A 26,566-nucleotide genomic window follows, 5' to 3' on the forward strand; every position below is an offset into this window, starting at 1 on the left:
GTACTTTCATTATTTGCAGCAAAGATTCGTCCACCAGCGGCCGCAACGTGTGAATCGCCCCCCCAGCCAGAAGGAGGTTTAGCAACCCAGGACACTCTGCGGCATTTATTTAACCCCCAGATGCCGCCACAGTTTGTCCAGCGGCATTGTCGCCAGCGCCACGCACTCATCGGCGGCGCCGTACCAGACGTGCAGCGTCTCATCGCGGATCAGCGCCCCACAGGTGAACACCACATTGCCGAAGAAGCCTTCGCGCTCGTAGGGCGCATCTGGCTCCAGCAACGGTACCGGTGATTTCGCCAAAATATGGGTCGGATCGTTGAGATCCAGCAGCAGCGCGCCGAGGCAGTAGTGCTGATCGGCATCCACACCGTGGTAGATCTCCAGCCAGCCGCGATCGGTTTTTAATACCGGCGCGCCGCCGCCTGATTTACGGCAGTCCCAGGCATCGCCGGACCGTCCCAGCAGGTGGCGATGGTTGCCCCAGTGCAGCATATCCGGCGACTCGCAGATCCAGATTTCCGGATGACCGAAGTGGCACGGGGCCGGACGGGTCAGGGCGTGATATTTACCGGCGATCTTTTCCGGGAAAAAGCAGACGTCGCGGTTGTCCGGACAGAGGATCAACCCTTTTTTCTCCACCGTGACAAAGTCTTTGGTCACCGCCAGCGCGGTAGAGATCCCCAGCGACGACACCGCCGAGTAGTTGATGTACGCGATATCATCGATGCGGGTGATCCGCGCATCTTCGCAGCCGAACTCTTCATATTGCGTATCGGCGATGATAAACGGCTGGCTGTCAATCCGGAAGTTCACCCCGTCGCGACTGCGCGCCAGACGCAGATGCGACATGGAGGTCAGCCACACCCGCGCCGGATCGCTTTTCAGCACGATCACCCGCGGATCGCTGAAATCATAGCGTTCATCGCGACGATCGAAACTCGCGGTGGCCTGTACCCAGCCCGCATCGGTTTTTTCCAACAGCGGTACGACACGCTGCTGCGGGTCGGAATTGATCACGCTTTCCGCCACCCGCAGCAGCAAAACGATCTCCCCGTCACACTCCGTTACGCCAGCATTGAAAACACAATCGACCTTCCTGCCGGGCAGTGAAGGCGTCACGTCCGCCGGGGTAATCAACGGGTTTTTACTGTGCCTGTCCATGTACTCTCCTTTTGATCAAACATTGATTCTTACCAATCCATTGCGCGTCCTCTCCGTACAGCTCTTCAGCCTCAATCTCCTGCCACGGATTGCGAACAGGCGCACCAAAGTTGATGGCGATCCAGACCTGCTCCGCCGCCGTCGAACGGGTAAACCAGACGCATTCGTCAGTGAGGTTAAGCGAGTCCTGCTGTCCCTGATGCAGCGCCGCAACGCAGCGGCGCAGGGCGATCAGCAGCCGGTACTGATGCCAGAACGATGTCTCATCCTGTTGCTGGCGCTCCGCGTTAATCAGGGCGATATCGCCGCCGACGGGCATCCACGGCGCGACGGTGGAAAATCCGCCAAAGGGGGCGTCGCGCCAGGGCAGCGGCGCGCGCGAACCATCCCGCGAATGTTCAATAGCCAGCGCCAGCGCCTGCTGTGGGCTGCTGCCTGCGGCAAGGGCGGTGCGGTAATGGGTTTTTCCCTGTATATCAAAAAGCTGCTCTGCCGTTTGCGGACGGTAGTCGGTCACCCCCAGCTCTTCGCCCTGGAAGATAAACGGCACGCCGCTCACCGTTAGCTGGAGCGCCAACACCGCCAGCGCCCGCCCGGTATCGCGCTCGTTTTCGCCAAAGCGGCTGATCATCCGTGACATATCATGGCTGGAGAAAAACAGCGTCGGTAAACCCGACTGCGCAGCCAGCGTGGTTTTTAACTGGCTGAAAAGACGGGAAACATCAAAGGTTTTCTGGCTGCCGATATTGAAATTAAACACCACGTCCATCAGTTGCGGACTTTGATAGCGGCTGAGCACGTCAGGGTCTTCGCTGCCGATTTCGCCAATCAGGAAATAGTCCCCCTGCGCCCGAACATGGGCACATAGCCGTTGCAGCGTTTCCGGGAGTCGCGGCTGATTGATGTCAAATTTATGGCGCTGCTCGCCGTTCTCTTCCGGGTTATCAGGCCCAATGCCGTCGGTAGTAAGAAAGTTGATGACGTCAAAGCGAAAACCGTCCACCCCCTGCGTAACCCAGAAATCCACCACCCGGTAAATTTCCTGTTCCACCGCGGGGTTGGCCCAGTTGAGATCCACCTGGCCGGGCGCGAATTTATGGTAATAAAATTCGCCGGTGTCAGGCTCCGCGGTCCACGCGCTGCCGGAAAAGAAAGAACGCCAGTTATTCGGCTGGCGGCGAAAAAGGAAATAATCACGATAGCGGCTGTCCGGATTATTCCACGCATCGCAAAACCAGGGATGTTCTGAGGAGACGTGATTGACCACCAGATCGATAATCACCCGAATGCCTCTGGCATGGCAGCCGTCAACCACCCGGCGGAAATCGTCGAGAGTGCCGAAACGGGCGTCAACGGCGCAGTAATCGCTGATATCGTAGCCGTTATCCACCAGCGGAGAGGGATAAAACGGCGTGATCCACACCGCGCCAATGCCCAGCGCCTGCAAATAATCCAGCCGGGAAATCAGGCCCGGAAAATCGCCCAGCCCGTCGTTATTGCCGTCGCAAAACGAAGGCAGATAAATTTGATAGCAGGTACACGCCTGCCACCACAGTTGCTTTTTCACCGTCACGTTCCTTATTTCAGTGATAACGACATGCCTTCGAGGAAGTATTTTCTGAACAGAATAAACAGGACAACGATTGGCAGCATCTGCACCACCGACCCCGCCAGCACCGGTCCCAGGTAGATGCCATAGGATTTGCTGAAGGTGGCGAGCAGCACCGAAAACGGCATTTTGTCCACTTCGCGCATCACGATCAGCGGCCAGAGGAAGTTGTCCCATGAGCTGGAAAAGGTGAACAGCGCGACAATCGCCAGAATGGATTTATTCAGCGGCATCATCACATGCCGCAGGATCCCCCACAGGCTGGCGTGATCGAGCCTTGCGGCGTACAGGTAATCATTCGGCGTGCCTTTAAAGCTCTGCGAAACCATGAAAATGCCCCAGGCGCTCATCGCATACGGCAGGATCATCGCCCCGTAGCTGTTGATCAGCCCCAGTTCACGCATCAGGACAAACTGTGGAATGATGAACATAAAGACCGGGAAAACCATCTGCACAATCAACAGGTTGCGAAACGCATTTTTGCCGCGAAAATCGGTTTTCGCGACGGCATATCCCACCAGCATTGAGGTCAGCGTGACGCAGACGGTAATGGTGAGCGACACAAACAGCGAGTTAACCAGGGTGCGCAAAAAAGGTTTGTCCGCCCGGTTGCTGTTATCGAACAGAAAAGCGTAATTCTCCAGCGTCAGATGACCGGAAAACAGCCCGGTCGTGTAGATTTGCGCCGTCGGTTTCAGCGAGGAGATCACCATCCAGATAAAAGGATAGAGCCAGGTGAGCGCCAGCAAAAACATCATGGCGTGAATGAGCAGCGTTAAGGGAGTCAGTTTCTTCATTCACACAATCTCGATATGTTTTTCGAATACTTTGCGGAAGACCCAGATGGCGAGGAAACTGCATGCCGCAACGATAATCGACATGGTCGCCGCCCAGGTTGGCTTCATTTTCTGGAACGCCACTTCATACATCACCACCATCGGACTGGTGGTGCTGTTGAGCGGTCCACCGCCGGTGATAAGATACGGCTCGGTAAAGATGCTGAACGCCACGGTAATCGCCAGCACCATCACCATCACGATTTGCGCGTTCATCATCGGCAGGGTAATCGCCCAACTTTGCTTAAACCTCCCGGTTTTATCCAACTGCGCCGCGCTGTAAATATCCGCGGGGATCGCCACCATCCCGGAATAGAGAATCAGCCCGTAATAACCGACGAATTTCCAGGTAACAATTAACGCAATGGATAACATGGCGCAGTCAGGGTTGGTAAACCAGGGCACAGAGATGCCGAAACTGGCCTGTAAAAATTGATTGACCGGCCCGTATTCGCTGAACAATTTTGAAAAGACGATGGAATAGGCCACCCCCGAAGAGATATTCGCCAGTAAAAAGCTCAGGGCAATAAAACTTTTCCCGTACTTAATTTTTCGTAATCCCGCGGCAAACAGCAGCGAGGCAAGAAAGACAATCGGGATATACCACATTAAAAAACGGCACACGTTCCACATCGACTGCCAGAATAACGCGTCATGAAACACGCCAATGATATTCTGTAATCCGCTAAACGTCGGCGTGCCAATAAATTGCCAGTTCGTCACGCTGAGCACGACCAGCCAGCACAGCGGATAAAACCAGAACAGCAACGAATAACCGATCCACGTGGAGGCCAACAGGCCTCCGGTGCGGGATTCATATCCAGCCATTTTTTCCCCTTATTTCGCCAGCAACGTATTAATTTCCTGCGCGGATTTATCGAGGGTGGCAGCCGGATCGGCGTGGTTGAAAATGACCTGCTCCAGCATCTGCGTCATGCTGCGCTGAATCTCCGTGGTTTGCGTAGTGGCCGCTGGCGGCAGCGCGACGTCCACGTAAGATGCGATCGCCTTCTCCAGCGGGTTTTTCTCAAAGTAATTCACAAACAGCGGATTACTCATTAAATCACTGCGTGCTGGCGGCATACCGGTCAGCTCCAGCCAGCTCCGGTCGTGCTCGGCGTTGTTAAAGACCCACTGAATAAACGCCCACGCCTGCGCTTTGCGCTTGCTGGAACTGAAGATCACCACCCCTTTGCTGTCGCCGAACGTATACGGATGCGCGTCGCCTTTCTCGGTGAGCATCGGCCCAATTTGCAGCGTTTTGAGGATCTCCGGATACTGCTTGTGATAGCGAGCGATATCCCACGGACCGCGCGCGGACGCCAGCACCTGTCCAGTCGCTAACGGATCGTCGGCGGCGGTGAAGTCGTAGCTGCTCCACTTGCTGTTAAAGACTTTCCCCATAAAGGTCAGTACCGCCTGTCCGGCAGGATCGGCAAACGTCGCCTGATGACCCGCGAGGTAAGGTTTACCGCCGTTTTGCGCATAATAAAGCGGAATAAAATCGAACCAGCGTTCCCACCAGTTTTTCCCGGCGGTCATCTGGATAACATAGCCGTTATTATCCGCCGCCCGGCGCTCTGCCAGCTGATAAAGCTCATCATAACGGGTCGGAACATGATCAAAACCATACTGCTTGAGTAAATCGCCCCGCCACCACCAGACGATAGGATTAATATAGATTGGCAGAACATGTTGCTCGCCGTTTAATTGCCAGGCAGGAATAATTTTGCCCATCTGTCGGTTATTAACGAGTTCATTAAAACCACTCATTTTAGACAGGTCTTCAAGCTGACCAATTTCCACCAACTGGCTGGCAAAACCGATAAAGATATTACTGGAAATATCGGGTTCCGTGCCGGAAGCCAGCGCGTTCATTATTGCCTCTTCAGAACTGCTGGCGGCAGGAATGGGCGTAAATTCGACCGGGGTATGCGCCGGGTCTTTATTCCATTCTTTAACCATAGTATTCCAGAAGGCTTCTTCATTTTCGTTTGGTGCCACCCACATTTTAATTGGCGTTTTTGCTGTCTCTGCGGATTTTTTATCATCCGGACCGCAGCCAGAAATACAAAATGCGAATAGTACACAGGTTGTTAATTTAGCTAATTTTACAACTCTCACGATAACTCTCCATTTACTTTCAATAAGTATTGATTTACCGCTACCCTGCTATTGAATGGAGCGTAAATTAACACCCCCTTTTTATGTTTAACGTTAAACAAATCACAAAACGATTTTTGTTTAACGTTAAACTTTGCATCAACGTTCAACGCAATGGACGATAGAAATAAATAATTCACGCCAATATATAAACCCAGCAAATATATTAAACATGAAAATAAACGTTAATGATAATAAAGATAAGAAACGTATTACGATAAAATCATTGGCCAAGATTATGGGTATTTCCCATACCACGGTGTCGAACGCATGGAATAATCCGGAAAAATTATCTCCGGAGCTGCGCCAGCGAATTTTGCAATATGCCAGCGAGCTTGGCTTTCAGGGACCGGACAAGCTGGCGCGCGCGCTGCGTACCGGCAAATCTGACACCATCGGCGTGATATTCAACGACTCTATGAGTTACGTGTTTATCGATCCCCACGACATTGCGCTGATGCGGGGGATCGCCGTCCAGTGTGAAGAACAAAACGTCAATCTGGTCTTGATCCCTTTGCGTAAGCGGCAACAGACGCCGCTCAACACCCTGGTTGATGGCTATATTCTCAACGCCACGCATAACAATGCGGCCATGATCCAGCACGCGCTGGCTCATGGGCGTCCGGTGGTCACGCTCGATTTTCAGTTTCCCGACCATAGCAGCGTCTCCATCGATAACGCCTGCGCCATGCGCGATATTGCCCGCTATCTGGCCGATAAAGGTCATCGACATTTCGGCATCATCGCCTTTCCGTCACAGCCCTCAGCGCAGGGAATGTGCGATCTGACCGCCCCCGTCACCGGCGACAACCTGCTGATGCTCTCCCGCGTGAATGCCTGCCGGGAGGTTTTCCAGCAGCGCGGCTTCGCCCTTGATACGTGCTGGCTGTATCAAACCCGACACGATGAAGAACACGGCGAACAGGCGGCCAAAGCGTTACTGGAAACCCATCCGGAGATCACTGCGCTTATCTGCCTTTCCGATCGCTTCGCCGTCGGCGCGATCCACTACTGCCAACGGCAGCAACTGGCGGTTCCGCAGCGGGTTGCCGTTACCGGTTTCGATAATCTCGCCGTTGAGGTGGCGGGAATACGCCTGACCACCATCGCGCAAGACGCGGAAAAGAAAGGGGAAATGGCCGTCAAATTGCTGCTCACCAGAGGACCGGTGACCCACTATGAATTGCCTTACCAGCTCATCATTCGGGAGTCAGCCTGACTCATTAATTACAGAAGAGTAGATTATGGATGAACTAACCTGTTTTAAAGCCTACGACATTCGCGGTGAGGTTGGCGTCAACCTGACGCCGGATATCGCCTTTCGCATCGGTCGCGCTTACGCCGCCTGGCGCCATCCGCGCCGGGTGGTGATCGGCGCCGACATTCGCCTTAGCTCGGAATCGTTAAAATCCGCCGTGACCGACGGGCTGATTTCCAGCGGCGTGGATGTTATCGACCTTGGTCTGTCAGGCACCGAAGAGATCTATTTCGCCACCCGGGAACTGCGTGCCGACGGCGGCATTCAGATTACCGCCAGCCATAATCCGGCGCAGTACAATGGTATGAAGCTGGTGCGCGAAGAGGCGCGTCCGATCAGTAACGACAACGGCCTGCTGGAGATAAAAGCGCTGGCGGAGCGCAATGACTTTGCACCGATTGTCCATCGTGGCAGCCTCATCCCTTATGATAATCGCCCCGCCTGGATTGCCTGCCTGCTGCGCTTCCTTCAGCATCCGCCGACTCGCCCGTTACGTATTGTGACCAACGCCGGACATGGCACCGTCGGGCCTGCGCTTGACGCGATCGCCGACGGACTGGCCCGTGCGGGGGTTCAGATTGAGTTTATTCGCCTGCACCATCAGCCGGACGGTCATTTCCCGGCGGGCGTGCCGAATCCGATGCTGACGGAAAACCGCCTCATCACCCAGCAGGCGGTTATCGAGAATCAGGCTGATTTCGGCATCGCCTGGGATGGCGATTTCGATCGCTGCTTCTTCTTTGATGAGTGTGGCCGCTTTATTGAGAGCTACTACCTGGTTGGCCTGTTCGCCGAGCACTTCCTGCAACGCTCCGCAGGCAGTCATATCATTCTGGACCCGCGCCTGACGTGGAATACGCTGGACGTTGTAACTCGCTGCGGCGGAATCCCGGTCATCAGCAAAACCGGGCACGCCTTTATCAAAGCGCGAATGCGCGAAGAGGACGCGGTCTACGGCGGAGAAATGAGCGGCCACCACTACTTCCGCGATTTTGGCTATTGCGACAGCGGGATGATCCCACTGGTATTGCTGCTGCAAATTATCGGCAGCGACAGCCGTCCGCTGTCGGCGTATATCGAACACGCCCAGGTGCGCTTTCCGGTTTCCGGCGAAATCAATCTGACGGTGGCCGATCCGCAATCGGTCATGCAATCCATCGCCTCTCACTATCTGCAAGCCAGCGGCCTGCGTGACGATTGCGACGGGTTGAGCATCGACTTCGTTGACTGGCGCTTCAACTTACGCGCCTCCAACACCGAGCCGCTACTGCGCCTGAACGTGGAAACCCGCGCGGATACGGCACTGCTGGCGCGCAAAACCGATGAACTTTTAACGCTGATTGCAGCCTGGGATTCTGACAAGGAGAGGTTATGACCGCGCTAAGCCTGAGCAATATTCATAAAGCCTGGGCAAGAACACCATCATTGAAAATCTGTCGCTGGAGATCGCCTCCGGGGAGTTCATTGTGCTGGTTGGCCCTTCCGGATGCGGGAAATCCACGCTGCTGCGGATCATCGCCGGACTGGAAATCCCCGACGGCGGTAAACTGGTGATGGGGGGAAAAGAGGTTACCAAACTTGCGGCGGGCAAACGCAACCTGTCGATGGTGTTTCAGTCCTACGCCCTCTACCCGCATATGACCGTCAGGGAAAATCTGTCATTCGGTTTACGTAATATCAACACGCCCGCCGCCGAGATTGATAAGCGGGTCGCTCACGCCGCCAGCATGCTGAAGCTGGAAGAGATGCTGGACAGGCTGCCGCAGAATCTGTCCGGCGGGCAGCGCCAACGTGTGGCGATCGGGCGTTCTATTGTCCAGCAACCGGAACTGTTTCTGTTTGATGAACCGCTGTCTAACCTGGATGCCGCGTTGCGGGTCGGGATGCGCCAGGAGATCCAGCAACTGCATAACACCCTGAAAAACACCATGATCTATGTAACGCACGATCAGGTGGAGGCGATGACGCTGGCCGATCGCATCGTGGTGCTTTACAAGGGAAAAATTGAGCAGGTGGGCACGCCGCTGGAGCTGTATAACACCCCGGCAAACCTGTTTGTCGCTGAGTTTATCGGCACGCCGAAAATCAATGTTCTGCCAGCGGTATGGCGCGAAGGCGCGCTGCATATCGCCGATAACCTTGTCTTCCGCCTCACCCGTCAGCCAGCAGGCGTTAGCGACGGGGACAAGCTGTTTGTCGCCATCCGCCCGGAGCATATGCAGTACCAGCAGACCGGGGATTTCACATTGCAAGGTCGTACCCGGCTGTGTGAATTACAGGGCGACTCCACGCTGGTGTGGTTGGATTTGGCCGGCCACCCCGTGTGCCTGAAGTCTTTTCAACAGCTTAGCTTCATGCCGGATACACCGCTTACGCTCACCGTACAAGAGTCGCACCTGCACCTCTTTGACGGTCTGGGTAAACGACTGGCGTTCTGACCCACTTGCCCTTGCGTCCGCAGGGGCATTTTTTGAATCCCATCACAATCACGGCATTCCCCTTTTCCCTTTTACGCCACGACGGCTAAATTATTAACTCATCCGACCACATAACAATAATTTTACATACTGGACACCTTTATGAGCTATCCGTCGCTGTTCGCCCCGCTCGATTTAGGCTTCACCACGCTTAAAAACCGCGTGCTGATGGGTTCAATGCATACCGGGCTGGAGGAGTATCCCGACGGTGCAGAACGGCTGGCCGCGTTCTACGCCGAACGCGCCCGTCACGGCGTAGCGTTAATTGTGAGCGGAGGTATTGCGCCTGCGCTTTCCGGCGTGGGGATGGAAGGCGGCGCGATGCTGAACGACACCAGCCAGCTTGCACATCATCGCGTCATTACCGACGCGGTGCATGACGAAGGCGGCAAAATCGCCTTGCAAATCCTGCATACCGGGCGTTACAGCTACCAGCCGCATCTGGTGGCACCTTCTGCCATTCAGGCGCCAATCAACCGCTTTACGCCGCATGAGCTGACGCACGATGAGGTGCTGCAGTTGATTGAAGATTTTGCCCACTGCGCTCAACTGGCGCGGGAAGCAGGCTATGATGGCGTCGAAGTGATGGGCTCGGAAGGCTATCTCATCAACGAATTCCTGACTCTGCGCACCAATCAGCGCAATGACGAGTGGGGTGGCGAGTATGCCAACCGCATGCGTTTTGCCGTGGAAGTGGTGCGCGCGGTACGCCAGCGTGCCGGTAATGACTTTATTATTATCTTCCGCCTGTCGATGCTCGATCTGGTGGAAAACGGCGGAACCTTCGACGAAACCGTCCAGTTGGCGCAGGCGATAGAAGCCGCAGGGGCGACCATTATTAACACCGGTATTGGCTGGCATGAGGCGCGTATTCCCACTATCGCCACCCCGGTGCCGCGCGGTGCGTTTAGTTGGGTGACACGTAAGCTGAAAGGGCATGTGACGATCCCACTGGTCACCACCAACCGCATTAACGATCCTCAAGTCGCCGATGACATTCTGGCCCGTGGCGATGCCGATATGGTGTCGATGGCCCGTCCGTTCCTCGCCGATGCCGAACTGCTGTCAAAAGCGCAAACCGGGCGAGCGGATGAGATCAATACCTGTATCGGCTGTAACCAAGCCTGCCTGGATCAGATCTTCGTCGGCAAAGTCACCTCTTGCCTGGTGAATCCGCGCGCCTGCCATGAGACCAAAATGCCGATCGTTGCCGCCACTGTGCCGAAAAATCTGGCGGTTGTCGGAGCAGGTCCTGCAGGCCTCGCCTTCGCCATTAATGCCGCCGCACGCGGTCATCACGTGACGTTGTTTGACGCGCATAGCGAGATTGGCGGGCAGTTTAATATCGCTAAGCAGATCCCCGGCAAAGAAGAATTTTATGAAACCCTGCGCTACTACCGCCGGATGATCGATGTGACTGGCGTATCGCTGAAGCTGAATCACTTTGTCAGCGCACGCGATCTGTACCCCTTCGATGAAGTGATCCTCGCCAGCGGGATCGAGCCACGCATGCCACCGATCGAGGGGATCGCGCATCCTAAAGTGCTCAGCTATCTCGACGTCCTGCGCGATAAAATGCCGGTGGGCAAACGCGTGGCGATCGTTGGCTGCGGCGGGATCGGTTTTGATACCGCCATGTATTTAAGCCAGCCCGGTGAGCCCACCAGCCAAAACATTGCGGAATTCTGCGTGGAATGGGGGATCGACACCAGCCTGCAACAGCCTGGCGGCTTACGCCTGGAAGGCCCGCACTTATCCCGCAGCCCGCGCCAGATAGTGATGTTGCAGCGCAAAGCCAGCAAACCGGGACAAGGTTTAGGGAAAACGACAGGCTGGATCCATCGCGCCACCCTGCTCTCACGCGGCGTGAAAATGATCCCGGCAGTTAGCTATCAGAAAATTGATGATGATGGGTTACACGTCGTGTTGAACGGCGAACCGTTGATCTTTAACGTGGATAACGTGGTGATTTGCGCCGGACAAGAGCCGCGCCGTGAACTGGTTGATCCACTCCACGCGGCAGGTAAAACGGTACATCTGATCGGCGGCTGCGATGTGGCGATGGAGCTGGATGCCCGGCGCGCTATTGCCCAAGGGACGACGCTGGCGCTGGAAATTTAACAGTATGGATTTCGTAGGCCGGATAAGGCGGTCACGCCGCCATCCGGCACACACGATTAGCGGCGGCGACCGGTTTTGACCGCTTTCAGTACCACGAATTTATTATTGGTGGCGATGGTCACACAGTTGCCGAAAATCTTCTTCAGCTTGTGGAAGTAGTCAAGGTGACGGTTAGCCACAATGTACAGCTCACCGTTGATTTTCAGGCAGCGGCGAGCGTGGTGGAACATCTCCCAGGCAATGTTATCCGTCAGCGCGTGCTTCTGGTGGAACGGTGGGTTACACAGCACGGCGTTAAAGCGGAACGGTTCGACGCCCGACAGCGCGTTGTTGATCATAAACTCACAGCGATCCAGCGCTTCAGGCATGTTACTTTCCACGTTCAAGCGGCTTGAAGCCACCGCCATCGGCGATTCATCAACAAATACCACGCTGGCTTCCGGGTTCTTCGCCAACAGCGTCATACCGATGACGCCGTTACCACAGCCGAGGTCAACAATCTCCCCTTCGAGGTTTTCCGGCAGATGCTCGATAAAAAAGCGCGCGCCGATATCCAGTCCGGTACGGGAGAAGACGTTGGCGTGGTTATGGATAGTCCATTCGGTACCTTCCAGCTTCCAGCTTAGCATTTGCGAGGCAGCGGCCAGCTCAGGTTTGCTGAACGTACAGTTGATTAAACGGGCTTTTTTCCACGCCAGCGTGGTGGTGGTTGGACCCAATACTTTTTCAAACAGCTCCAGCGTCGAGGTATGCACATCACGCGCTTTTGCCCCGGCGATGATACGCGTTTGCGGCGTCACCACTTCACGCAGCGCGCGCAGTTGCTGCTCCAGCAGCGCCATGGTTTTTGGCAGCTTAATCAGCACCACGCCCGGCGCCTGCGGATATTCAGCGGTGCTGTCGAGGAATTTGACGCTCGACTCAGCAATATCGTTATGACGCAGGTTCTCGCGTGTGGCAAGCTCGCTGAGATAGGAGTCGCCAATGCTGTACGGCGAATGTTGCGCCAGCGCACAGCCCAGCGCGCCAAAGGTATCATTCAGGATTAGCACCGGGCCGCTAATCTCGGTATCGTCCAGCTGTTGCAGCAGATATTCATCTGCCGCTTCCCACGCCAGCAGCGGGTTAACGTCATCCGTTTCCGGGAAACGTTTAAGTGACAGCGAACGGAAACCGTTGTCTATGTGGCTCATCGGCCCTCCTGAATGGTAAAATTTCGGCGTATCCCTGAAAAGGGTGCGTGAGTATACACTTTTTATGATTGGCATGGGCAAAGATGAACCAACTAACTTATCTCCAGGGCTACCCGGAACATTTGCTTTCTCAGGTGAGAACGCTGATTGCTGAACAGCGTCTGGGCGCAGTGCTGGAGAAGCGCTATCCGGGGACGCATGATTTCGCGACCGACAAAGCGCTCTGGCAATATGCTCAGGATCTGAAAAATCAGTTCCTGCGTAATGCCCCGCCGCTGAATAAAGTCATGTATGACAGCAAGATACACGTTCTGAAGAATGCGCTGGGGCTGCATACCGCCGTATCTCGCGTGCAGGGCGGTAAGCTAAAAGCCAAAGCGGAGATCCGCGTTGCCACCGTGTTTCGCAATGCCCCTGAACCTTTTTTACGCATGATCGTCGTTCATGAACTGGCGCATCTGAAAGAAAAAGAGCACGACAAAGCGTTTTACCAGCTGTGCTGTCATATGGAGCCTCAGTATCATCAACTGGAGTTCGATACCCGCCTGTGGTTAACGCAACAATCGTTAAAGCAAACTGCGTAGTCGCGCACTGGCTTTGTCTTCAGAGCATGCTAAATTGACGAAAGGATCCCTTTTCGCAGCCTGAAGGCCATTATGATACGTTTCGCAGTAATTGGCACAAACTGGATCACCCGCCAGTTTGTCGATGCCGCCCATGAAACCGGCAAATATAAGTTGACCGCGGTCTATTCCCGTAGCCTCGAGCAGGCGCAGACCTTCGCCAATGATTACCCCGTCGAGCATCTGTTTACCTCACTGGAAGCGATGGCGCAAAGCGAGGCGATCGACGCCGTCTACATCGCCAGTCCAAACTCCCTGCACTTCCCGCAGACCGAGCTGTTTTTGCGGCACAAAAAGCATGTTATTTGCGAAAAGCCGCTGGCCTCAAACCTGGCGCAAGCCGAAGCCGCTATCGCCTGCGCGCGCGAAAATCAGGTCGTGCTGTTTGAAGCGTTTAAGACCGCCAGCTTGCCTAACTTCCTGCTGTTGCAGCAATCTCTACCCAAAGTCGGAAGAATCAGGAAAGCGTTTATCAATTACTGCCAGTACTCCTCGCGTTACCAGCGCTATCTGGACGGTGAAAATCCGAACACGTTTAATCCGGCGTTCTCAAATGGCTCGATTATGGATATCGGTTTTTACTGCCTGGCCTCAGCGGTTGCGCTGTGGGGTGAGCCGCAAAGCGTTCAGGCCAGCGCCAGTCTGCTGGAAAGCGGCGTAGATGCCCACGGCGTGGTGGTGATGAATTACGGTGATTTCAGCGTCACACTCCAGCACTCAAAAGTAAGCGACTCGGTGTTAGCCAGTGAAATTCAGGGTGAGCAGGGATCGCTGGTGATCGAGCATATCTCCGAGTGTCAGAAAGTGTGCTTCGTTCCTCGCGGGGGGAAAACCCAGGATCTGACGACGCCTCAGCACATCAATACTATGCTGTATGAGGCAGAGGCTTTTGCTCATTTGGTTGAATCCGGCGAAGTGGATCACCCCGCACTGGCCGTCAGCCGTATCACCGCCAAACTGCAAACAGAGATTCGCCGCCAGACCGGCGTGATTTTCCCGGCAGACGAAGCGGTAATATCGCTGACTGCGTAAAAGTATGTAAAACGAATGTTGCAGGCCATTGACTGAATGCATGGCCTGTAATATTTTGTAACCCGCAAAGGGGAGTAACTTCGTTGTCGGTTGATCGTCATTACGATGTGTGAAAAACCACATCCGGTCGCCGGGCGATAACAAAGGAATACGCCATCGTATTCCTTTGTTGTTGTAAGTGAGACCTTGCCGAATGGCAAGGTCTATGCATAAAAAGCAGCGGCTAACGTCATTCGGCGTTGGCCGTTTTTTTTATGCATGGGGAAATACAATGAATACTGTCGGCACACCGTTGTTATGGGGTGGCTTCGCTGTCGTGGTGGTAATTATGCTGGCCATCGACCTGCTGTTGCAGGGTCGTCGTGGCGCGCATACGATGTCGATGAAGCAGGCTGCGGCCTGGTCAATCGTTTGGGTAACGCTGTCGTTACTGTTTAACGCCGTCTTCTGGTGGTACCTGGCACAAACCCAGGGCCGCGCCGTTGCCGACCCACAGGCGCTGGCGTTCCTTACCGGCTATTTGATCGAAAAATCGCTGGCAGTAGATAACGTCTTTGTCTGGTTGATGCTGTTCAGCTACTTCTCCGTACCGCCTGCGTTGCAGCGTCGGGTACTGGTGTATGGCGTGCTGGGAGCCATTGTTCTGCGTACGATCATGATCTTCGCCGGCAGTTGGCTTATCACCCAATTTGAGTGGCTGTTGTACGTGTTCGGTGCATTCCTGCTGTTTACCGGCGTAAAAATGGCGCTGGCGAAAGAAGATGCTTCCGGTATTGGCGACAGGCCGTTAGTACGCTGGCTGCGCGGTCATTTGCGCATGACCGATACCATCGAAGATGAAAAATTCTTCGTGCGTAAAAACGGCCTGCTGTTTGTTACGCCGCTGATGCTGGTGTTGATTCTGGTTGAGCTGAGCGACGTCATTTTTGCCGTCGACAGTATTCCGGCTATCTTTGCCGTCACTACCGACCCGTTCATCGTGTTGACCTCAAACCTGTTTGCTATTTTGGGTCTGCGCGCAATGTACTTCCTGCTGGCGGGCGTGGCGGAGCGTTTCTCCATGCTGAAGTACGGTTTGTCGGTCATTCTGGTGTTTATCGGTATTAAGATGCTGATCGTCGATTTCTACCATATCCCGATCGCTATCTCGTTAGGCGTGGTATTTGGCATTCTGTTTGTGACGCTGATTGTGAACGCCTGGGTCAACCACCAGCACGATAAAAAGCAACAAATACAGTAAGTTTCATCTGCTAGCTGAAAAGCCCGACAGCACACTGCGTGCGTCGGGCTTTTTGTTTATCATGTCAAAATAATGTTAACCCAAAGTTATAAAATATGATCTCAACGCGAAATCCAGGATATTTCGCTTCCAGAACCCTGTTCTTTCCTTATACTCAGCCATGCAAACATTTGCCTCATCCTGAAAGATGCGTCTACAGAACGCACAAAGGCAGGGCAACAACACAATGAAAGGATTACTACATGACTACGCAACGTTCATCGGGGCTATTCTCGCGCCTGGCGCAAGGGAGCCTGGTTAAACAAATTTTGATCGGTTTGGTTCTGGGGATTTTACTGGCACTGGTGTCAAAACCTGCGGCAGAAGCCGTTGGTTTACTGGGTACTCTGTTCGTCGGCGCGTTAAAAGCCGTCGCACCAATTCTGGTTCTGATGCTGGTAATGGCTTCTATCGCCAACCACCAGCACGGGCAAAAAACCAATATCCGCCCAATCCTGTTCCTCTACCTGCTCGGAACATTTTCCGCAGCGCTAGCGGCCGTTGTCTTCAGCTTCGCCTTCCCATCAACGCTGCATCTTTCAAGCAGCGCCAGCGATATCGTACCGCCGTCCGGCATTATTGAAGTGATGCGTGGCCTGCTAATGAGCATGGTTTCTAACCCAATTGATGCACTGCTTAACGCCAACTACATCGGCATCCTGGTTTGGGCCGTCGGTCTGGGCTTTGCGCTGCGTCACGGTAATGAAACGACCAAAAATCTGGTCAACGATATGTCCAACGCAGTCACCTTTATGGTGAAGCTGGTGATTCGTTTCGCGCCGATCGGTATCTTCGGCCTGGTCTCCTCCACGCTGGCAACCACCGGTTTCGCCACGCTTTGGGGCTACGCGCAGCTGCTGACCGTGCTGGTAGGCTGTATGCTGCTGGTAGCGTTGGTGGTCAACCCGCTGCTGGTATTCTGGAAAATTCGCCGCAACCCATATCCGTTAGTGCTGGCCTGTCTGCGTGAAAGCGGCGTGTACGCCTTCTTTACCCGTAGCTCCGCGGCAAACATTCCGGTGAATATGGCGCTGTGTGAGAAGCTGAACCTGGATCGTGATACCTATTCGGTTTCTATCCCGCTGGGAGCCACCATCAACATGGCTGGCGCGGCGATCACCATTACCGTGTTGACGCTGGCGGCGGTAAATACGTTGGGTATTCCGGTCGATTTACCGACGGCGCTGTTACTGAGCGTGGTGGCTTCGCTGTGTGCCTGCGGCGCATCGGGCGTGGCGGGAGGTTCTCTGCTGCTGATCCCACTGGCATGTAATATGTTCGGTATCCCGAATGACATCGCCATGCAGGTCGTTGCCGTTGGCTTTATCATCGGCGTATTGCAGGATTCCTGTGAAACGGCGCTGAACTCTTCTACAGACGTCCTGTTTACCGCTGCGGCCTGCCAGGCTGAAGACGAACGTCTGGCAAATAACGCCCTGCGCGGCTAATCTCTGCCCCTCCGTCACCGGACGGAGGGGTTCTCTTCTTGTACGCTTTTTTCAATTTTGAATGGATCAATTCCGCGTTTTTGCATCCGCCGGAAGCGAATAATGTTCAGGCCGTTCATCACCAGAAAACTACCTTCGATCATCGTCCCACCAATCGATCCCAACCAGAAATTATGGATAACCCAACAGGCGGTTGCGCACCACATTACGCAGCGCACGGTCAGCCCCTGGCAGCGAAACAGCGCCCAGGTGCTGGCCAGCGTGCCGATAATCGGCAACAGCTCCATCGCATGCTGTAATTTCGCCAGCCCAAGAACCAGGGTGAGGATAATAAAAACGGTCATTACCCACAGTTTGCGGGTATGCATCGAGACGAGTGTGCGGATGGTGTTTAGCTCTGCACTCATTCCCGCAGGCCAGGCGCCCATCAGAAAAAAATGCACGCCAATGGTGGCGCTGTAGACGGCAAGTTGCAGCCGGAACCGGCGCTCATCTCGATTGAAAAAGGTGGTAATGCCGATCAAAAAGGCGATGACACCTACGCCCTGGGCCAGCCAATACGCGGTCATGGGAGATCCTTGTGAGGAAACGCAAAAACAAACGGCGCTCCATATTATGAAACGCCGTTTTTAAAATCCACTCCATTTCGATTACCCAATAGATTTCGTGCTACCGCAAGGCGGTAAGTTCAGACATCCCCGGGAGCTTACTGGAGTAAGTGACCGGGGTGAATGGACGCAGCCAACGCGGCTGTCACGCGAAAGATGAAGGGTAATTACAATGTTACGCCGCTTTTAAAGATAGCCAGTTCCCGGAAATCGTTGCGCTCGTTGCAAGTTTGCTTGCCATTGGCGAACTCAACGATCGTATCGACAAACTCGCTCAGCAGCTGAGGCATCGCTTTACCGTGGATCAGCTGTCCGGCGTCAAAATCGATCCAGTGTTTTTTCTTGGCCGCCAGCTCGCTGTTGGTCGCAATTTTCACCGTCGGCACAAAACCGCCGTACGGCGTACCGCGGCCGGTGCTGAACAGCACCATATGACAGCCCGCGCCCGCGAGGGCACTGGTAGCAACCGCATCGTTACCCGGCGCGCTCAGTAAGTTCAGGCCGTGTGTCTTCAGGCGTTCGCCGTAGCGCAGTACGTCCACCACCTGGCTGGAGCCCGCTTTTTGCGTGCAGCCCAAAGATTTATCTTCCAGCGTGGTGATCCCGCCCGCTTTGTTGCCCGGCGATGGATTCTCGTAAATCGGCTGGTCGTGAGCAATGAAGTACTGCTTAAAGTCATTGACCATGGTCACCAGCTTGCCGAAGGTTTCTTCGTCACGGCAGTGGTCCATCAGCAACTGCTCGGCACCGAACATTTCCGGTACTTCAGTCAGCACGGTGGTGCCGCCGTTGGCAATCACGTAGTCGGAAAAACGCCCCAGCATCGGGTTGGCGGTAATACCAGACAGGCCGTCAGAGCCGCCGCATTCCAGACCAAACTTCAGCTCGCCCAGCTTACCCGGCTCACGCTTATCGTTACGCATCACGTTGTACAACTGATGGAGATGTTCAATCCCCGCTTCCACTTCGTCTTCCTGATGTTGGCAGACCATAAAGTGAACACGCTCAGGATCGTACTCGCCTAAGGTTTCGCGGAAGGCATCAACCTGGTTGTTTTCACAGCCCAGGCCGACCACCAGCACCGCACCCGCATTCGGGTGGCGCACCATATTTTGCAGCATGGTACGGGTGTTGATGTGGTCGTCACCCAGCTGTGAACAGCCGTAGGTGTGACTGAAAAGATGCACGCCGTCGATACCCTCGGCGTCGTTGGTCTCTTTCAGAAAGCGGGTCTGCATCTGACGCGCCATAGCGTTGACGCAGCCGACCGTCGGCAGGATCCACAGTTCGTTGCGCACGCCGACCTCGCCGTTGGCGCGACGGTAGATCTGTACGTCGCGATCGGCGGGTTGAACAAGCTCTGCCTGAAAATCAGGGTGGTAGCTATACGTGTCCAGGTCGCTCAGATTCGTGCGCGTGTTGTGAGCATGAATATGCTCACCCGCCGCCACGTCCACCAACGTATGACCGATTGGCAAACCGTATTTAATGACGTTTTCGCCTTGCGCAATATCGCATAAAGCGAATTTATGGCCACGAGAAACCGCTTGGCGCAGGATTACCGCTTGCCCATCAACGGTGACTTCGGTTCCTTCAGCCAAATCAGCGAGCGCTACCGCGACGTTATCCAGCGTATGGATCTTGATGTATTGCATACCTTCACCCAGGCCTTAGTTCAGTTCAATGGCGAAATAATCACGCGCATTGTTGAAGCAAATATTTCTGACCATTTCACCCAACAGCTGGATATCTGCCGGCGCTTCACCTGCAGCAACCCAACGGCCAATCATCTGGCACAGGATGCGACGGAAGTATTCATGGCGCGTGTATGACAGGAAGCTACGGCTATCGGTCAGCATGCCGACGAAACGGCTCAGCAGACCGAGCTGGGCCAGCTGCGTCATCTGACGTTCCATACCGTCTTTCTGATCGTTGAACCACCAGCCGGAACCGAACTGCATCTTGCCCGGCATACCTTCGCCCTGGAAGTTGCCGATCATGGTGCCCAGCACTTCGTTATCGCGCGGGTTCAGGCAGTAGAGAATGGTTTTCGGCAGCAGGTTCTGTTCGTTCTGCTTGCTCAGCAGTTTGGACAGCTCTTCGGCCATCGGGCGATCGTTGATGGAGTCGAAGCCGACATCCGCACCCAACAGTTTGAACTGACGCAGGTTGTTATTACGCAGCGCGCCGATGTGGTACTGCTGTACCCATTCACGACGCGCGTATTCCGCACCGAGGAACACCAGCACCGCGGTTTTAAACTGGGCAACTTCATGCTCGCTCAGCGTTTCACCCGCCAGGCGGCGTGCCAGAATGCTATCCAGTTCAGATTCGTTAGATTCAGCAAACAGCACCACGTCCAGCGCGTGGTCAGAGACTTTACAGCCGTGAGCCGCAAAGTGATCCAGACGTTTGGTCAGCGCAGCTTGCAGGTCGCTGAAGCGGCGGATATCCGTGTCAGACACCTCACCGAGCTTCGCCATATAGTCATTAAAGGTCGCCTGCTCAATGTTAAAGGCTTTATCCGGACGCCAGCTCGGCAGCACTTTCACATCAAAGCTTCCGTCTTTAGCAACGGCCGCGTGATGCTCCAGAGAGTCGATCGGGTCATCGGTAGTACCAACCATTTTCACATTCATCTGCTGCATGATGCCGCGCGCGGAGAATTTGTCCTGCGCCAGCAGTTCGTTGCACTGGTTCCAGATTTCGTCAGCCGTTGCCGGAGACAGCAGCTTACCTGTAATACCAAACGGGCGACGTAATTCGAGGTGGGTCCAATGGTACAGCGGGTTACCGATTGTGTGCGGAACCGTGGCGGCCCAGGCGTCAAACTTCTCGCGATCGGACGCATCGCCGGTACACAGGCGCTCAGCGACGCCGTTAGTACGCATCGCACGCCACTTGTAGTGGTCACCCTTCAGCCAGATGTCATACAGGTTATTAAAACGGTAGTTTTCCGCGATTTGTTGCGGTGGCAAATGGCAGTGGTAGTCGAAGATTGGCTGGTCTTTGGCGTAATCATGATACAGACGGCGGGCAAATTCGGTGTCCAACAGGAAATCTTCAGTCATAAACGGGGTCATTATCGTCTTCCTCTCAGCGAGTGCGTCAGATTGCTTATGTTTTGATGTTGACAAAGTTATCACACCAATTTCCATACACTGAAGATATTTTCGTGAGTTAGATCAACAAATGGCGACAAAAAAATTACTCTCAAAGAGGTAAACCACGCGCCAAGCCGCACCAGCACTGGCTTTGCTGAAGCGAAATAATGACCACACGAAGATTCACACTTTTGTGATGGCACTCACCTTTTAAAGCTGTATGACAAGTTATCTTTTTGCCGTCGCGATACATAAGCCGACGGAATGCAAATTACCGATGTATCACCATCGGATTAACCGGTACGGAAACCGAATTAGCACAAATATTGACATGGCAGAGTTCGGGGAGTACCGGCTTTTTTTCGGTTACCCCCTCGTAAAAGAACATCCTCCTCCCTGAACTGGAAGATGACCGCTCGTTCGCGGACATAACAAAACGATGAGGTTTTACATGCGTAAAATTAAAGGGTTACGTTGGTACATGATCGCACTGGTGACGCTTGGCACCGTGCTGGGTTATCTGACACGTAACACTGTGGCGGCAGCTGCGCCAACTCTGATGGAAGAGTTACACATCTCCACCCAACAGTATTCCTATATCATCGCAGCGTATTCTGCTGCTTACACCGTAATGCAACCTGTTGCCGGCTACGTGCTCGATGTGCTCGGCACAAAAATTGGTTACGCGATGTTCGCCGTTCTGTGGGCCGTCTTCTGTGGCGCGACCGCACTGGCTGGTAGCTGGGGTGGACTGGCGCTGGCGCGAGGTGCAGTCGGTGCCGCTGAAGCTGCGATGATCCCTGCGGGTCTGAAAGCCAGCTCTGAATGGTTCCCGGCAAAAGAACGTTCAATCGCCGTGGGTTACTTTAACGTCGGTTCCTCTATCGGCGCGATGATTGCTCCGCCGCTGGTCGTCTGGGCTATCGTCATGCACAGCTGGCAGATGGCCTTCATTATTTCTGGTGCCCTGAGCTTCATTTGGGCCATGTGCTGGTTGGTATTTTACAAACACCCACGCGACCAGAAAAAACTGTCTGATGAAGAACGTGATTACATTCTGAATGGTCAGGAATCACAGCATAAAAACAGCACCGCCAAGAAAATGTCTCTCGGTCAGATCCTGCGTAACCGCCAGTTCTGGGGCATCGCGCTGCCGCGTTTCCTGGCAGAGCCGGCCTGGGGTACCTTCAACGCCTGGATCCCGCTGTTCATGTTTAAAGTCTACGGCTTTAACCTGAAAGAGATTGCGATGTTTGCCTGGATGCCGATGCTGTTTGCTGACCTGGGCTGTATCGTAGGGGGTTACTTACCGCCGCTGTTCCAGCGCTGGTTCGGCGTTAACCTGATCGTTTCCCGTAAAATGGTCGTCACCATGGGCGCATTGCTGATGATTGGCCCAGGGATGATCGGTCTGTTCACCAGCCCGTACATTGCTATCGCCCTGCTGTGCGTCGGCGGCTTTGCTCACCAGGCGCTGTCCGGTGCGCTGATCACGCTCTCTTCTGACGTATTTGGTCGTAATGAAGTGGCAACCGCGAACGGTCTGACCGGTATGTCCGCATGGCTTGCAAGTACGCTGTTTGCGCTGGTCGTTGGCGCGCTGGCTGACACCATCGGCTTCAGCCCGCTGTTCGCCGTACTGGCGGTATTCGACCTGCTCGGCGCGTTAGTCATCTGGACGGTATTGCAGAACAAATCGGCCAGCGAGGTAGAGTCAGCTTCGCAAACTGGCGATCCCGCTGCGCAAAGTTAACCAGACACGATTTAACAAGGTTATGTAATGCTAAGCCGCCAGTCATCTGGCGGCTTTTTTATCGCCGCGAGTGGAGCCGTAATCGCAAAAGTGGTATAACAAATAGAGTCTGCCGTATCATGCCTGGAGCGCATATGGAAATCACCGAACCACGACGTTTGTACCAACAACTTGCCGCTGATCTGAAAGAACGCATTGAGCAGGGTGTCTACCTGGTGGGTGACAAACTCCCCGCCGAGCGCTTTATCGCCGATGAAAAAAATGTCAGCCGCACCGTGGTTCGTGAAGCGATTATCATGCTCGAGGTTGAGGGCTACGTTGAAGTGCGTAAAGGATCGGGGATCCACGTCATTTCAAACCAACCCAAACACTATGTCGCGCCAGATGAAAGTCTGGAGTTCGCCAGCTACGGTCCGTTTGAGCTGCTCCAGGCTCGCCAGCTCATAGAAAGCAACATTGCTGAGTTTGCCGCCACCCAGGTGACCAAACAGGACATCATGAAACTGATGGAAATTCAGGAGAAGTCGCGTAACGAAAAAAGCTTTCGTGACTCCGAGTGGGATCTCCTGTTCCATGTGCAGGTCGCGCTGGCAACACAGAACTCTGCCCTGGCCGCGATTGTTGAAAAAATGTGGACTCAGCGTATTCACAACCCCTACTGGAAGAAGCTGCACGACCACATCGACCTGCGCACGATAGATAACTGGTGCGACGACCATGACCAGATCCTGCGGGCGCTGATTCGCAAAGATCCACACGCCGCCAAACTGGCGATGTGGCAGCATCTTGAGAACACAAAGCAGATGCTGTTTAACGAAACCAGCGATGATTTTGAATTCAACGCAGACCGTTATCTTTTTACCGATAATCCCGTCATTCATCTCGATACGGCAGCTAACGGCGCAAAATAAACAATCTTAACGATGCAGGCGCGACAAAGCGCCTGTTTCTGACGCTTGGTAAGCATTAGGTATAAAGTGTCAGCCTGTGTAAATCCTCTCGCCTCCCTCCATTGCGATAAGCAAAATCACAGGACAACACCCGTAATTTCTATAACGGACTACGTTGACCTTTGTTACAATTAGTTGTTATTTGAATTTTTGTGTTTGAGAGCTTGCTTACTTCACAACTTTACAGGGAATAGTTCAGGCCGTGAATTTGTGTCAGACCGCGATCCATGTAAAAAACACCAATAAAATTGCGGCGTTACAAACTCCAGAATACCGGCATGACGACAACCGATTCTCCAGGAATATTGAATGGAACTACTGACTCAATTATTGAATGCTTTATGGGCTCAGGATTTTGAAACGCTGGCCAATCCCTCCATGATTGGCATGCTCTATTTCGTACTGTTTACCATTTTGTTTCTGGAAAACGGACTGCTGCCAGCAGCCTTTTTACCTGGCGACAGTCTACTGGTACTGGTCGGCGTACTTATCGCTAAAGGCGCGATGGGTTTTCCGCAAACGGTACTGCTGCTCACCACCGCGGCCAGCCTGGGTTGCTGGCTCAGCTATATCCAGGGGAAATGGCTGGGAAATACCCGCACCGTTCAAAACTGGCTGTCTCATCTACCCGCGCACTACCATCAGCGCGCACATCATCTGTTCCATAAGCATGGCTTGTCTGCCCTGTTGGTCGGTCGCTTTATCGCGTTTGTCAGAACATTACTGCCGACCATCGCAGGATTGTCCGGTCTGAACAATGCGCGCTTTCAGTTCTTTAACTGGATGAGCGGACTGCTTTGGGTTCTGATTCTCACAACGCTTGGCTATCTGCTGGGCAAAACGCCAGTGTTTCTCAAATATGAAGATCAGCTGATGTCTTGTCTGATGCTGCTTCCCGTGGTGTTACTGGTGTTTGGTCTGGCAGGTTCACTGGTTGTGCTTTGGAAAAAGAAATACGGGAACCGAGGGTAAATTATGCTGAAATCATGCATAACACTCCGACGACTGGCCTGGACGACTACTTTTATGCTGTTTATCGGCGCGCTGCTCCTGACCTGGTCGGTCATCCGCCAGCAGGAGTCAACGCTTGCCATTCGTGCTGTAAACCAGGGAGCCACCATGCCTGATGGCTTCTCTATCTGGCATCACCTGGACGCCAACGGCATTCGCTTTAAAAGCATTACTCCGCAAAATGACGCGCTGCTGATCACCTTTGACTCCAGCGCGCAAAGCGCAGCCGCAAAGGTCGTGCTGGACCGAACGTTACCGCACGGTTTCGTTATTGCTCAGCAGGATGATGATAATCAGGCGGTACAGTGGTTATCCCGCTTACGTGATACCCCGCACCGTTTTGGTTAATCTCCAGGAATCTGAATTAGATCACTCACTTTGGTGATTTCATCATTTAGCGCCTATGATTAATAAACTGGGTTTATGACCCATTGCTTTATTATTCTGGAGCATCGGCCAAAGCCACAAGGTCGAATCACAATGGAAGGTTCAAGAATGAAATACCGCATCGCTTTAGCAATTAGTCTTTTCGCTCTCAGTGCCGGCAGTTACGCCTCCACCCTCTGTCAGGAAAAAGAACAGGATATTCAGCGGGAGATAAGCTATGCCGAAAAGCACAACAATCAAAACCGCATCAATGGTCTGAACAAAGCGCTGAGCGAAGTTCGGGCAAATTGTACTGACAGCAAACTGCGCGCCGACCATCAGAAAAAAATCGCCGAGCAGAAACATGAGATAGCCGAGCGTCAACGTGATTTGGCCGAAGCGAAGCAAAAAGGCGATGCGGATAAGATAGCCAAGCGCGAACATAAGCTTGCGGAAGCTCAGCAAGAGCTGAAAGAACTCGAGACACGCGATTACTAAGTACGGTAACTAGCCACTCAACTGGAGAAAACTATGTCGAAAGATAATGCTACGGAAAACCTGCGCGCTGAGCTGAAATCTCTTGCGGATACGCTTGAAGAAGTACTTAGCTCCTCTGGCGATAAGTCGAAGGAAGAGATGAGTAAAATTCGCAGTAAAGCCGAACATGCGTTACGCGAGAGCCGCCATCGTCTGAGCGAAACCAGCGATGTGATTGCCAAACAGACCCGTGAGGCCGCGGCAAAAGCCGATAACTACGTACGCGAAAACCCATGGACAGGCGTCGGCATTGGCGCAGCAGTCGGTGTGGTGCTTGGTGTACTGCTGTCGCGCCGTTAATAATGGCAGACTCTCAACACGCACAAGGTCCAGGCAAAGGCGTACTGGGTATTGGACAGCGGATCCTGACGATTCTCGTTGAGATCGTAGAGACGCGGCTGCGGCTGGCCGTCGTTGAACTGGAAGAGGAAAAAGCCAATCTCATCCAGATCCTGCTGATGCTTGGGCTGACCATGCTGTTCGCGGCGTTTGGTCTGATGAGTCTGATGGTGCTTATCATCTGGGCCATAGACCCGCAGTATCGCCTGAACGCCATGATTGCCACCACCGTTGTGCTGTTGCTTTTAGCGCTTATCGGCGGGCTATGGACGCTGAGTAAAGCGCGTAAAACAACGCTGCTACGCCATACGCGCAATGAACTCGCTAACGACAGGCAGGCCCTGGAGGATGATGCATAATGAGCAGTAAAGTCGAACGTCAACAACGTAAGGCGCAACTGCTTGGACAGATCCAGCAGCAACGGCTGGATCTGTCTGCCACTCGCCGCGACTGGCTTGAAGCCACCGAAGTTTACGATCGTGGCTGGAAGACGCTGCTGAACCTGCGTGGCTGGGTGTTGGTCGGAAGCAGTATTATGGCGGTTCGCACCATTCGTAACCCGAATCTGCTGGTACGCTGGGCTAAACGCGGCTTTAGCGTGTGGAGCATCTGGCGTCTGGTTAAATCGACCATCAGACAACAGCAACTGCGCGGCTAATCACCTCTTCTCCCCCTAACCTCAAATTTTTTGAAAA

At 53.9% G+C, this 26,566-nt stretch carries 24 protein-coding genes and 1 pseudogene; 16 read left to right on the forward strand and 9 right to left on the reverse strand.

From position 1 onward, the window contains the following. Positions 1–105: 105 nt before the first annotated feature. The 5 genes from KQJ19_RS01935 to KQJ19_RS01955 are packed head-to-tail and all read right to left on the reverse strand — an operon-like array spanning position 106 to position 5,733. Positions 106–1,164: a glycoside hydrolase family 130 protein gene (locus tag KQJ19_RS01935; RefSeq protein WP_216403284.1), complete on the reverse strand. Its 1,059-nt coding sequence runs from the start codon at positions 1,162–1,164 to the stop codon at positions 106–108. Then, positions 1,148–2,731, reverse strand: coding sequence for an alpha-glucosidase (locus tag KQJ19_RS01940; RefSeq protein ID WP_216403285.1), 1,584 nt, complete (start codon positions 2,729–2,731; stop codon positions 1,148–1,150). Before KQJ19_RS01940 ends, KQJ19_RS01935 begins: the two co-directional genes overlap by 17 nt. 11 nt (positions 2,732–2,742) lie before the next feature. Beyond that, a complete protein-coding gene (locus KQJ19_RS01945; protein WP_216403286.1) occupies positions 2,743–3,570 on the reverse strand; it encodes a carbohydrate ABC transporter permease in 828 nt (275 codons plus the stop codon). Continuing rightward, positions 3,571–4,437, reverse strand: a complete 867-nt coding sequence (locus KQJ19_RS01950) for a sugar ABC transporter permease (RefSeq protein WP_200047064.1) — start codon at positions 4,435–4,437, stop codon at positions 3,571–3,573. A 9-nt stretch (positions 4,438–4,446) separates the two neighbouring features. Then, positions 4,447–5,733 (reverse strand): ABC transporter substrate-binding protein, encoded by a 1,287-nt coding sequence (locus KQJ19_RS01955; protein WP_216403287.1) that lies wholly within the window; start codon positions 5,731–5,733, stop codon positions 4,447–4,449. A 211-nt stretch (positions 5,734–5,944) separates the two neighbouring features. On the opposite strand from KQJ19_RS01955, the gene KQJ19_RS01960 reads away from it, so the two are divergent. The 4 genes and pseudogenes from KQJ19_RS01960 (at position 5,945) to KQJ19_RS01975 (ending at position 11,628) form a co-directional block, all read left to right on the forward strand. Beyond that, entirely contained in the window at positions 5,945–6,991 is a 1,047-nt protein-coding gene (locus tag KQJ19_RS01960; RefSeq protein ID WP_016154604.1) for a LacI family DNA-binding transcriptional regulator, read from the forward strand. 25 nt (positions 6,992–7,016) lie between these two features. Further along, on the forward strand, positions 7,017–8,405 hold the full coding sequence (locus KQJ19_RS01965; RefSeq protein WP_216403288.1) for a phosphomannomutase CpsG: 1,389 nt from the start codon (positions 7,017–7,019) through the stop codon (positions 8,403–8,405). Then, positions 8,402–9,468 (forward strand): annotated as a pseudogene (ugpC, locus tag KQJ19_RS01970) (sn-glycerol-3-phosphate ABC transporter ATP-binding protein UgpC). Before KQJ19_RS01965 ends, ugpC begins: the two are co-directional and overlap by 4 nt. Before the next feature lie 141 nt (positions 9,469–9,609). Further along, on the forward strand, positions 9,610–11,628 hold the full coding sequence (locus KQJ19_RS01975) for an NADPH-dependent 2,4-dienoyl-CoA reductase (RefSeq protein WP_016154607.1): 2,019 nt from the start codon (positions 9,610–9,612) through the stop codon (positions 11,626–11,628). 56 nt (positions 11,629–11,684) lie between these two features. On the opposite strand, the gene rlmG is transcribed toward KQJ19_RS01975, so the two are convergent. Continuing rightward, positions 11,685–12,821: a 23S rRNA (guanine(1835)-N(2))-methyltransferase RlmG gene (rlmG, locus tag KQJ19_RS01980; protein WP_216403289.1), complete on the reverse strand. Its 1,137-nt coding sequence runs from the start codon at positions 12,819–12,821 to the stop codon at positions 11,685–11,687. Between the two features lie 83 nt (positions 12,822–12,904). Here rlmG and KQJ19_RS01985 point away from each other — a divergent pair, with 83 nt between their 5' ends. The 4 genes from KQJ19_RS01985 to sstT all read left to right on the forward strand — a co-directional run bounded on the left by KQJ19_RS01985 (position 12,905) and on the right by sstT (position 17,203). Next, the gene (locus tag KQJ19_RS01985) at positions 12,905–13,405 is read left to right on the forward strand and encodes a M48 family metallopeptidase (protein ID WP_103767079.1); all 501 of its coding nucleotides are present in this window, start codon (positions 12,905–12,907) and stop codon (positions 13,403–13,405) included. A 72-nt stretch (positions 13,406–13,477) separates the two neighbouring features. After that, positions 13,478–14,476, forward strand: coding sequence for a Gfo/Idh/MocA family oxidoreductase (locus KQJ19_RS01990; RefSeq protein ID WP_047499168.1), 999 nt, complete (start codon positions 13,478–13,480; stop codon positions 14,474–14,476). A 271-nt stretch (positions 14,477–14,747) separates the two neighbouring features. Beyond that, positions 14,748–15,716, forward strand: a complete 969-nt coding sequence (locus tag KQJ19_RS01995) for a TerC family protein (RefSeq protein WP_016154611.1) — start codon at positions 14,748–14,750, stop codon at positions 15,714–15,716. A 242-nt stretch (positions 15,717–15,958) separates the two neighbouring features. Beyond that, positions 15,959–17,203 (forward strand): serine/threonine transporter SstT, encoded by a 1,245-nt coding sequence (gene sstT / locus KQJ19_RS02000; RefSeq protein ID WP_049283300.1) that lies wholly within the window; start codon positions 15,959–15,961, stop codon positions 17,201–17,203. A gap of 14 nt (positions 17,204–17,217) precedes the next feature. Here the strand turns inward: sstT and KQJ19_RS02005 are convergent, their stop codons facing one another. The 3 genes from KQJ19_RS02005 to uxaC all read right to left on the reverse strand — a co-directional run bounded on the left by KQJ19_RS02005 (position 17,218) and on the right by uxaC (position 20,894). Further along, positions 17,218–17,772, reverse strand: coding sequence for a YgjV family protein (locus KQJ19_RS02005; protein ID WP_016154613.1), 555 nt, complete (start codon positions 17,770–17,772; stop codon positions 17,218–17,220). Between the two features lie 206 nt (positions 17,773–17,978). Continuing rightward, positions 17,979–19,466, reverse strand: a complete 1,488-nt coding sequence (locus KQJ19_RS02010) for an altronate dehydratase family protein (protein ID WP_016154614.1) — start codon at positions 19,464–19,466, stop codon at positions 17,979–17,981. A gap of 15 nt (positions 19,467–19,481) precedes the next feature. Beyond that, entirely contained in the window at positions 19,482–20,894 is a 1,413-nt protein-coding gene (gene uxaC / locus KQJ19_RS02015; RefSeq protein WP_047499643.1) for a glucuronate isomerase, read from the reverse strand. A gap of 472 nt (positions 20,895–21,366) precedes the next feature. On the opposite strand from uxaC, the gene KQJ19_RS02020 reads away from it, so the two are divergent. The 8 genes from KQJ19_RS02020 (at position 21,367) to KQJ19_RS02055 (ending at position 26,529) form a co-directional block, all read left to right on the forward strand. Further along, complete coding sequence (locus KQJ19_RS02020; protein WP_016154616.1) at positions 21,367–22,668, forward strand: MFS transporter; 1,302 nt, start codon at positions 21,367–21,369, stop codon at positions 22,666–22,668. Positions 22,669–22,802: 134 nt separating this feature from the next. After that, positions 22,803–23,579, forward strand: coding sequence for a transcriptional regulator ExuR (gene exuR, locus KQJ19_RS02025; protein ID WP_047499647.1), 777 nt, complete (start codon positions 22,803–22,805; stop codon positions 23,577–23,579). 348 nt (positions 23,580–23,927) lie between these two features. After that, positions 23,928–24,590 carry a DedA family general envelope maintenance protein YqjA gene (gene yqjA, locus KQJ19_RS02030; RefSeq protein ID WP_216403290.1) on the forward strand — a complete coding sequence of 221 codons (663 nt, stop codon included), beginning with the start codon at positions 23,928–23,930 and terminating at the stop codon, positions 24,588–24,590. 18 nt (positions 24,591–24,608) lie between these two features. Beyond that, the gene (gene mzrA / locus KQJ19_RS02035; protein WP_029139667.1) at positions 24,609–24,977 is read left to right on the forward strand and encodes an EnvZ/OmpR regulon moderator MzrA; all 369 of its coding nucleotides are present in this window, start codon (positions 24,609–24,611) and stop codon (positions 24,975–24,977) included. Between the two features lie 147 nt (positions 24,978–25,124). Further along, positions 25,125–25,493: a DUF1090 domain-containing protein gene (locus KQJ19_RS02040; RefSeq protein ID WP_204552259.1), complete on the forward strand. Its 369-nt coding sequence runs from the start codon at positions 25,125–25,127 to the stop codon at positions 25,491–25,493. A gap of 33 nt (positions 25,494–25,526) precedes the next feature. Continuing rightward, complete coding sequence (locus KQJ19_RS02045) at positions 25,527–25,832, forward strand: YqjD family protein (RefSeq protein WP_003024832.1); 306 nt, start codon at positions 25,527–25,529, stop codon at positions 25,830–25,832. Between the two features lie 2 nt (positions 25,833–25,834). Next, a complete protein-coding gene (locus KQJ19_RS02050; protein WP_016157537.1) occupies positions 25,835–26,230 on the forward strand; it encodes a phage holin family protein in 396 nt (131 codons plus the stop codon). Further along, positions 26,230–26,529, forward strand: a complete 300-nt coding sequence (locus KQJ19_RS02055; protein WP_003024845.1) for a YqjK-like family protein — start codon at positions 26,230–26,232, stop codon at positions 26,527–26,529. Before KQJ19_RS02050 ends, KQJ19_RS02055 begins: the two co-directional genes overlap by 1 nt. Positions 26,530–26,566: the final 37 nt, after the last annotated feature.

It is taken from the genome of Citrobacter sp. S46_ASV_140, from assembly GCF_018919545.1.
GTDB classification, from domain to species: domain Bacteria; phylum Pseudomonadota; class Gammaproteobacteria; order Enterobacterales; family Enterobacteriaceae; genus Citrobacter; species Citrobacter braakii.

Coding starts and splice junctions, on each gene's coding strand:
- KQJ19_RS01935 (WP_216403284.1), bottom strand. CDS start 1,164: ATGGACAGGCACAGTAAAAACCCGTTGATTACCCCGGCGGACGTGACG.
- KQJ19_RS01945 (WP_216403286.1), bottom strand. CDS start 3,570: ATGAAGAAACTGACTCCCTTAACGCTGCTCATTCACGCCATGATGTTT.
- KQJ19_RS01950 (WP_200047064.1), bottom strand. CDS start 4,437: ATGGCTGGATATGAATCCCGCACCGGAGGCCTGTTGGCCTCCACGTGG.
- KQJ19_RS01960 (WP_016154604.1), top strand. CDS start 5,945: ATGAAAATAAACGTTAATGATAATAAAGATAAGAAACGTATTACGATA.
- KQJ19_RS01965 (WP_216403288.1), top strand. CDS start 7,017: ATGGATGAACTAACCTGTTTTAAAGCCTACGACATTCGCGGTGAGGTT.
- KQJ19_RS01975 (WP_016154607.1), top strand. CDS start 9,610: ATGAGCTATCCGTCGCTGTTCGCCCCGCTCGATTTAGGCTTCACCACG.
- rlmG (WP_216403289.1), bottom strand. CDS start 12,821: ATGAGCCACATAGACAACGGTTTCCGTTCGCTGTCACTTAAACGTTTC.
- KQJ19_RS01985 (WP_103767079.1), top strand. CDS start 12,905: ATGAACCAACTAACTTATCTCCAGGGCTACCCGGAACATTTGCTTTCT.
- KQJ19_RS01990 (WP_047499168.1), top strand. CDS start 13,478: ATGATACGTTTCGCAGTAATTGGCACAAACTGGATCACCCGCCAGTTT.
- KQJ19_RS01995 (WP_016154611.1), top strand. CDS start 14,748: ATGAATACTGTCGGCACACCGTTGTTATGGGGTGGCTTCGCTGTCGTG.
- sstT (WP_049283300.1), top strand. CDS start 15,959: ATGACTACGCAACGTTCATCGGGGCTATTCTCGCGCCTGGCGCAAGGG.
- KQJ19_RS02005 (WP_016154613.1), bottom strand. CDS start 17,772: ATGACCGCGTATTGGCTGGCCCAGGGCGTAGGTGTCATCGCCTTTTTG.
- KQJ19_RS02010 (WP_016154614.1), bottom strand. CDS start 19,466: ATGCAATACATCAAGATCCATACGCTGGATAACGTCGCGGTAGCGCTC.
- uxaC (WP_047499643.1), bottom strand. CDS start 20,894: ATGACCCCGTTTATGACTGAAGATTTCCTGTTGGACACCGAATTTGCC.
- KQJ19_RS02020 (WP_016154616.1), top strand. CDS start 21,367: ATGCGTAAAATTAAAGGGTTACGTTGGTACATGATCGCACTGGTGACG.
- exuR (WP_047499647.1), top strand. CDS start 22,803: ATGGAAATCACCGAACCACGACGTTTGTACCAACAACTTGCCGCTGAT.
- yqjA (WP_216403290.1), top strand. CDS start 23,928: ATGGAACTACTGACTCAATTATTGAATGCTTTATGGGCTCAGGATTTT.
- KQJ19_RS02040 (WP_204552259.1), top strand. CDS start 25,125: ATGAAATACCGCATCGCTTTAGCAATTAGTCTTTTCGCTCTCAGTGCC.
- KQJ19_RS02045 (WP_003024832.1), top strand. CDS start 25,527: ATGTCGAAAGATAATGCTACGGAAAACCTGCGCGCTGAGCTGAAATCT.
- KQJ19_RS02050 (WP_016157537.1), top strand. CDS start 25,835: ATGGCAGACTCTCAACACGCACAAGGTCCAGGCAAAGGCGTACTGGGT.
- KQJ19_RS02055 (WP_003024845.1), top strand. CDS start 26,230: ATGAGCAGTAAAGTCGAACGTCAACAACGTAAGGCGCAACTGCTTGGA.